General features: G+C 69.1%; 6 protein-coding genes. 2 read left to right on the top strand and 4 right to left on the bottom strand.

Going from position 1 to position 7,518, the window contains the following annotated elements; genetic code table 11:
• The 4 genes from ACWGIG_RS35050 to ACWGIG_RS35065 all read right to left on the bottom strand — a co-directional run.
• On the bottom strand, positions 1-926 hold a 926-nt coding region (locus ACWGIG_RS35050), incomplete at its 3' end, for an acyl-CoA carboxylase subunit beta (protein WP_453325743.1).
• 276 nt (positions 927-1,202) lie between these two features.
• Entirely contained in the window at positions 1,203-1,604 is a 402-nt protein-coding gene (locus ACWGIG_RS35055) for a DUF6009 family protein (RefSeq protein WP_453325744.1), read from the bottom strand.
• Positions 1,601-3,097, bottom strand: coding sequence for a DNA primase family protein (locus ACWGIG_RS35060; protein ID WP_453325745.1), 1,497 nt, complete (start codon positions 3,095-3,097; stop codon positions 1,601-1,603). The genes ACWGIG_RS35055 and ACWGIG_RS35060 overlap by 4 nt, the downstream gene beginning before the upstream one ends.
• Positions 3,094-4,266: a bifunctional DNA primase/polymerase gene (locus ACWGIG_RS35065; RefSeq protein ID WP_453325746.1), complete on the bottom strand. Its 1,173-nt coding sequence runs from the start codon at positions 4,264-4,266 to the stop codon at positions 3,094-3,096. The genes ACWGIG_RS35060 and ACWGIG_RS35065 overlap by 4 nt, the downstream gene beginning before the upstream one ends.
• A gap of 743 nt (positions 4,267-5,009) precedes the next feature.
• On the opposite strand from ACWGIG_RS35065, the gene ACWGIG_RS35070 reads away from it, so the two are divergent.
• Entirely contained in the window at positions 5,010-6,242 is a 1,233-nt protein-coding gene (locus ACWGIG_RS35070; protein ID WP_453325747.1) for a ParA family protein, read from the top strand.
• On the top strand, positions 6,239-7,432 hold the full coding sequence (locus ACWGIG_RS35075) for a ParB/RepB/Spo0J family partition protein (RefSeq protein WP_453325748.1): 1,194 nt from the start codon (positions 6,239-6,241) through the stop codon (positions 7,430-7,432). The genes ACWGIG_RS35070 and ACWGIG_RS35075 overlap by 4 nt, the downstream gene beginning before the upstream one ends.
• Positions 7,433-7,518: the final 86 nt, after the last annotated feature.

Genomic DNA, 7,518 nt, shown 5'->3' on the forward strand with positions numbered 1-7,518 from the left:
AGGTAGTCGCCGTCGTCGACGAGTTCCTCGATGACCTTGCGCATGTCGTACGGGCGGTTGCCGTCGGCCGGGACCAGGTCGAGCAGGACGTCGCCGCGCCGGTCGGCGGGGTCCTCGGAGGCGACGGTGGGCGGGTTCTCCCGGTTGTTCGAGGGCAGCATCGAGATGAGGTAGCGGACCTCGGCGATGCAGGTCTCCTCGTCGTCGTACGCGAAGTGCGCCACGCCCGAGGTCTCCGCGTGCACGTCCGCGCCGCCGAGGCCGTTCTGGGTGATCTCCTCACCGGTCACCGCACGCACCACGTCCGGGCCGGTGATGAACATCTGCGACGTCTCACGGACCATGAACACGAAGTCCGTCAGGGCCGGGCTGTAGGCGGCGCCGCCCGCGCACGGGCCGAGCATCACACTGATCTGCGGGATCACACCCGAGGCACGCGTATTGCGCTGGAAGATCCCCCCGTACCCGGCAAGCGCCGAGACGCCCTCCTGGATACGGGCGCCCGCACCGTCGTTCAGCGACACCAGCGGCGCACCGGCCGAGATGGCCATGTCCATGATCTTGTGGATCTTCGTCGCGTGCGCCTCACCCAGCGCACCCCCGAAGATCCGGAAATCGTGCGCGTACACGAAGACCGTCCGGCCCTCCACCGTGCCCCACCCGGTGATCACACCGTCGGTGTACGGCTTCTTGCTCTCCAGCCCGAAACCGGTCGCCCGGTGGCGGCGCAACTGCTCGACCTCCCGGAAGGAATCCGGGTCGAGCAGCAGCTCGATCCGCTCACGGGCGGTCAGCTTGCCCTTCGCGTGCTGCGCCTCGGTCGCCCGCTCGCTCGGGCCCCGCACAGCCTGCTCACGCAACGCGTGCAGCTCGGCCACCCGGCCGCAGGAGTCGGTGGGCCCCGCGCCTTCCCAAGAAGGATCCATCGCCACGGAAATCGCCTTCCTCTCTAGAGGAAGACCTTCGGACGTCCTGCTCAAGAACGGCTCGTGCACCGCTCAAAGCACCACCCGCCGAGGCGCTGTGGGCGGCGGGTGATTACGCCGTAATCACCCGGACGGCGGGTCGTGAGTGATTACGCCGTAATCACCTGGACGGCCGCGTCGCCACCCGGACGGGCCGCGTCGAAGTGATTACGGCGTAATCACCCGGACGGCCGCGCTCGTGCTGCCGAGGGCCTGATCCGCCGGACAGGCCCTACGTCACAGGGGCAGGGTTATGCCCAGTTCCTGCATGGCCGAGGAGGGCGGACCGCCCTCCGAGCGTTCGGTCTTGCGGCCCTTGCTGCCCGGGGCCAGGGTGCGCGGGTCGACTGCTTCGGCGGGCGCCCCGCTGGAGTACAGCCCGGTGGGGGCGGTGTCGCGGTCGTGCGGCAGCAGCCAGAACACCCGGCGGCGGAAGGTGCCCGAGGAGCGGGACGACTTGGCTCCCGGTCCGAGCTGGGCGAAGCCGACCATGCGGCCGTCCCGGTGGTAGGCCGGTTTGCCCCGCCTCGTCGGCAGCCGGTCGAGGCTCTGGCGTACGTAGTCGAGGTCGCTGACGTCCTCAAGCCAGACAAGTGCGATCTCGTGGAGGATCTCGTCCTCTGCGATAAGGGCGCTCATGCTGTCTCCTCGTCGGCGAGCAGTCCGATGCCCGGGTAGTACTTCCGCTGGTTCGACAGGATCATCTGCTTGGGCGAAGCCAGCCCCACCGCCTCGCGGACCCTCGCTGCGAACGCACGCGAGGAAATGGGCGGTGCGCCTTCATTTTGACACCATGCCCGGTAAGCGGCGTAAAGGTGCGCCTGTTCTGCTCTCAGATCGGGATCGATCGCGCAGGACTCGCTGAGGAACCGCCCGGTGTGGTCCTCGGTTTCCGCGTACGCCGTGGTGGCGATCCGTACGCGTTCGGGGCCCGTCAGGTTTTTCTCGCCGCGCAGATAGCGGCGGGCGCCGTCGATGAGCCAGTTGAGGATGCCGGAGCCCTCCTCGGTGACCAGGATGTCCGCCAGATTGTCGATCTTGCGGTCGTCGGAGACGATCCGCTCGAAGGGGATCATCCGCATGCGCCGCCAGAAGGCGAAGCCACCGGTGCCGACCTCGGGGCGGTGGTTGCCGAGCAGCCACAGCTTGTGGGTGGGTTCGAAGCTGAAGAAGTCCTGGCGCATCCGGCGGGCCTTGATGCGGTCGCCGCCGGTGAGCAGCTTGACCCGGGCCTCGTCGAACTTGTCCCCCGGCTTGACCTCGCTGCACACGATGACCCGGCGGCCGTGCAGTTCGGCCAGGTCGGTCGGGTGGCCCTCGTAGGGACGGGACATGAGGAAGCCGGGCGGGGCGGCGTCCGCGTAGTCCCCCAGCAGCTTCATGAGGACGTCCAGGAGGACCGACTTGCCGTTCTTGCCGGAGCCGAAGAGGAACGGCATGACCTGACCGCCGACGTCGCCCGTCACCGAGTAGCCCAGCAGCAGGTGCAGGAAGTCGATCATCTCCTCGCCTTCGGCACCGCTGCCGAAGGTGTCGGTGAGGAACCTGTTCCAGCGCGGGGTGGCCATCGGCCGCGGTGCGAGCGAGGTGGAGCGGGAGTGGAAGTCCTTGTTGGGGTCGGGGGTACGGATCGCTCCGCTGCGCAGGTCGACGATCCCCGCGGGCGTGCACAGGGCGTACGGATCGGCGTCCAGGAGCGCCGCGTTGAGGACCATGCCCGGGGCCGACCTGGCCTGGGTCAGCATCGCGTTCATGCCGCTGGTGCTCAGGGCACGGCGGCGGTGCTGCTGCAGCGACTGACCGGTGTAGACACCGCGTGGGTCGGTGAGCGCGATGGACTCGGCGAGGTCCCCGGCCGCCCATATCACCGTGTCGTCCTCGTCGATCTGCCAACGGGCGCTGTCCCAGCGGTACCAGCCGAGGCCCGGGATGTGCCGGTAGTCGTTGGCGTACAGCTTGACGAACAGCTTCGCGTTGCCACGGTCGGTGAGCGTGTCGGGAAGCAGCCCCTGCGCGGTGGCCGGGGCGGTGTTCCCGCCGCCCTGGGCGGGAACCTCCGGTGCGACCTGCGCGAGGATCTGCGCGGCCACGGCCTGGGCGTCGAAGAGGGTGTTGCCCTCGCCCGCGGTCACAGACGGCTCCTCAGCGACAGGGGGCGCAGGGAACCGGCGTTGAGACCGCTGCGGATGATCGGGGTGTAGCGGCGTTCCTGTCCGGGTCGGGCTTGTTCGGCCACCTCTTTCAGGATGTTCTCGGCCTCGTTTTGCGTCAGGTGTCCCGCAGCCACCAGTCCCCCAGCTGTGTAGGCAGCCCTGTTCAGTTTTTCGGAGAATGCCGCTCCCTCGGGAACGGCCGCACAGCCCGCCACTTCCGCGAGTCCCTTGGAAAGGGCTCTGAGGGGGCTCTGACGGCCTCCCCCGGCCGCGATGACCGCCTGGCGGGCCCGGGGCGGTACAGGGCGCGGAGCGGGCACGTGGGCCGTTGCCAGGTGCCCGGTGCGCTCCAGCTCGCGGGCCAGCCAGTCGGGGAGCAGCGCAGGCTCCCGCATTTCGTCGACGGGGGTGTACGAACCGGCCCGGGTGGTCGTCCCGGGCGCGACGATGTACCCGCCGTGCGCCCGGACGTCCACCTGCCAGGCCAGGGCGCGCCCAGGACCCGAGCCGGTGGAGCAGCGCCAGTGGTGGCTCCGGTGGGCCCGGTACCAGACGTGGAGACCCCCCGAGGGGGTCCGTACGCGAAGGGTCGTCGCATCGTCCGCCGGGCTGGTGGTGCCGCGCAGGGCTGCCAGTACGGCGAGCGTGTGGAAGCCGTTGGCGAGCCCGGCGAGGTCGACGTCGGCGGAGATGCTGATCCCGGGCAACAGGCGGTCCCGGTCCGGGAGCTGCTGCTGGTGCGCGTCGATGTCGATGATGACGAGCCCTGCGGGCCCGCAGGCCACGCCCACCCCCTGGCCCGGTGCACTCCCCCACCACTGCTCGATCCGGTCGGCGTCGAGCGTGGCGGCATGGAACCCGTGGCACCAGCGGCCGGCCGGGAGACAGGCGCAGCCCTGGTGGTTGTGGCCCGGCGTACGACACGACTCGCAGTTGCCTGCGGGGGTCTTGCGTCCCGGAGCCAGAGGATGGACCGGCCAACCCCGGCCCGCACACCAACTGGCGGTGGCCAGTGACGGAGGCACGGGTGCCTGCGGAACAGGGGCCTCGGGCACAGGCAAAAGCGGCACAGGCGACAGCGGCGAGCCCGGGCGCGCGGAAGTGGGCTCGCCTGAGTCGCTGCGTGAAAACCGCAGCTCAGGAGCCATGCGCATCCCCTATCAGCGACCGAAGCGACTCAACGACAGACATAGACTAGCGAAACCAGAGTGACATGGCGGGTACTTGAGGTCCCCGTCCCGGGTGTGTTGGTGAGGCGCCGGTCTCCGACCCCGGACTACCGTCCAGCGACTGAGACTCTGGACCCAGCTACCCAAGGCCTTTCGGTAGCTTCTCAGTCGCTGAGAAAAAACCCCAGGTCAGAGGCCATGCAGAGACCCTAACAGCGACTGAAGCGACTCAAGCTCCCTATATATGACGCACACGCGCACACGCCAATGTCTTCATATACCCGGACCTAGAGTCGCTTCAGTCGCTTTTATTGCTTCACACCCCTGTTGACCTGCAGTTTTATCCGAGACTGAGGGAGCTACCGAAGCACCTCTTGGTCGCTTTCCTTCAGTCGCTGCCGCCGGAGCCCTCGAAGTTGCCAGCGACCGAGCAGCGACGGAGCGACCGAGAGCGACTCAAGCCCCGTCTCATGCCAGGTTCGAGAGCGACTTGAGCGACCGAAGCGACCCACGCCCGAAGAACACCGTTTCCCGCCCGACTGCGTGACCCCCCAACCGCCGCCGCTACCGGGCCGTTTTGCTTCTTTTCACTCCTACGGTCGCTTTGGTCGCTTCGGTCGCTCCTCCCCCGACCCCGTCCCGGCGGTCTGATTCTGAAAAAGAAGAGGGAAAACTAACGTGTCAGTGCGTCAGGTGGGGGTTCAAGTTAGTAATGTGACGCCATGGCATCTCCCCACTCGCAGGCAGACCGGGACAAGGTCGTCTCGAAGCTCCCGCCCTGGCTCCGCCAGGAACTCAAGATCCGCACCGCCCAACTCGGTGTCGACATCCAGGAAGCCGTCGCACAGGGCACCGCCGACTGGCGGAACCTGGGCGCGAACCTCTCCCCCGTCGACACCTCCGGCGCCGAGTCCTTCGCCACCCTGCTGCCCGCGGGCCTGTGGGAGGAATTCCGTACGGACTGCAAGGCCCGCGGGGTCTCCCTCGTCCAGGGCCTCTCGCAGTCCGTCCAGCTGTGGCTGGAGAAGAACCCGGCCCCGACCGTCCGGCGGCCCGCCTTCACCAAGCGTCTGATCGTCTGCAACCAGAAGGGCGGCGTCGGCAAGACCGCCATTGCCGCGGGCACCGGCGAAGCCCTCGCCGAGGACGCCCACACGCTGTACCCCGTGAGGGTCTCCCGGCACTTCGCGGCACTCACCGACGAGGACAAGGTCCTCGGTGACGAGTCCCTCCCCGGCCCCGGACTGCGGGTCCTGCTCGTGGACTTCGACCCGCAGGGCCACCTCACCAAGCAGCTCGGGCAGGACACGCTGCCGATGGCCGGGGAGAGCCTGACCAAGCACATGTCGGGCGAGGCGGCGGGCGACATCCGGGACCTGGTCGTCGCCATCGAGGACGAGCGTTTCGGCGACCGGCTGCATCTGCTGCCCGCCTGCACCGACGCCTTCCTCCTGGACGTCAAGCTCTCCTCCGTACGCGCCCGTGAGGCGGCCCTGGAGCGCGCCCTGGCCCCCATCGAGGGTGATTACGACGTAGTCCTCGTCGACTGCCCGCCCAGCCTGGGGCTGAGCATGGACGCCGCCGCGTACTACGGCCGCAGGCGCCCCGAGGAGCCGTCGGGAAACTCCGGGGTCCTGATCGTGGTGCAGGCAGAGGACAGCTCCGCCGACGCCTACGACCTGCTGACCACCCAGATCGCGGACCTGCGCGACGACCTCGCCCTCGACATCAACTACCTGGGCATCGTCGTCAACCAGTACGACAGTAGGCGCGGCTACATCGCCACGTCCTCGCTCCAGGCCTGGACGGACATCAAGGACCCGAGGGTCGTCGGCGTCATCGGCGACCTCAAGGAGCAGAAGGAAGCGGTACGGGTCAAGCGCCCCCTGCTGGCCTACGCGCCCAAGTGCGAGCAGGCGGTCGCCCTGCGCGCACTGGCCCGGGAGATCTCATGAGCAGCAAGGCGAGCCGCCTCGGCACCAGCGCCTCCTTCGGCAACGCCCGGCCCGTCAGTGCCCGGCGCGCAGCGATCAACAGCGCGACCAAGGCCCCGACCGAAGGGGCCCCGCCCCCCGTCGTCCTGCCGCTGCGTCACATCAGCCTCAACCCCGCGAACCCGCGGGCCACCCTCGGGGACCTCACCGCCCTCGCGGGCAGTCTCAAGGACCACGGGCAGAAGCAGGCCATCACCCTCATGGCCAGGGACGCCTACCTGGCGGCCAACCCGGACCAGCGCGAGCACCTCGAAGCCGACACCTCGTACGTCGTCATCGACGGCAACAGCCGGCTGGCAGCCGCCCGTGAGGCCGGTCTGGCGACCCTCAAGGTCATGGTGGACGACGACCTGGGCAGCGACCCCGACGAACTCCTGGAGTCCGCGCTCGTCGCCAACATCCACCGCCAGGACCTCGCCCCCCTCGACGAGGCGCGGGCCCTGGAGGCCCTGCTCCGGGTCCACGGCAGTCAGCGCAAGCTGGCGGGACGGCTGCACCGCTCGCAGGGCTGGGTCGCCCAGCGGCTGGCCCTGCTCGGGCTGACGCCCGAACTCCAGCAGCGACTGGAGCGCAAGGAGGAGTCGGTCGAGCTGCTCAGGGCCGTCGGCAACAAACCGGCCGAGGAACAGCAGGCCGAGTTCGAGCGACTCAAGCAGCTCAAGGCGCAGGAGGACGCCGACCGGGAGAGGCAGCGCACGGCGAAGTCCGCACCGGAAAGTGATTACGGCGTAATCACTCCGGCCCCCGGGCCGACCTCAGGACCGACCCCGGAGCCGATGTCCGGGCCGACGTCCGAGGGTGCGGCCGAGCCGGAGAGTGATTACGCCGTCATCACTTCTGCGCCTGAGCACGCGCCCGCGCAGGGGTCCGGGCCGATGTCCGGGACTGCCTCCGCACCCGCGCCGGAACCGCCGGGTGATTACGCCGTAATCACTTCGGAGGCCCCGCGCGGTTCCCGTCCGCAGGAGACCGGCTCCTCCGTACCCGCCCGTACCGAGCCCCTGCGCAGGGACGCGGCCCCCGACCGTGCCGGGGCGGACGCGGTGCCTTGGGAGGACCCGAAGGCGGTGCTCGCGATCGCCAGGCAGTGGATGACTCCGGAGAACTACCGGACGCTGCTGAAGCTCGCGGCGGACGAGGCCACCGTCTGACGCGCAGGACTCCGGTGCGCAGGGCGGGGGAGTGACACCCGTAGTGACTGTGGGCGGGGGTGGAGTGATTACGCCGTAATCACTCC

Source organism: Streptomyces sp. NPDC054863 (assembly GCF_053610825.1).

Excerpts from the sequence above, each read along its gene's own strand:
- ACWGIG_RS35070 (WP_453325747.1), top strand. The coding sequence starts at position 5,010 with ATGGCATCTCCCCACTCGCAGGCAGACCGGGACAAGGTCGTCTCGAAG.
- ACWGIG_RS35075 (WP_453325748.1), top strand. The coding sequence starts at position 6,239 with ATGAGCAGCAAGGCGAGCCGCCTCGGCACCAGCGCCTCCTTCGGCAAC.
- ACWGIG_RS35065 (WP_453325746.1), bottom strand. The coding sequence starts at position 4,266 with ATGGCTCCTGAGCTGCGGTTTTCACGCAGCGACTCAGGCGAGCCCACT.
- ACWGIG_RS35055 (WP_453325744.1), bottom strand. The coding sequence starts at position 1,604 with ATGAGCGCCCTTATCGCAGAGGACGAGATCCTCCACGAGATCGCACTT.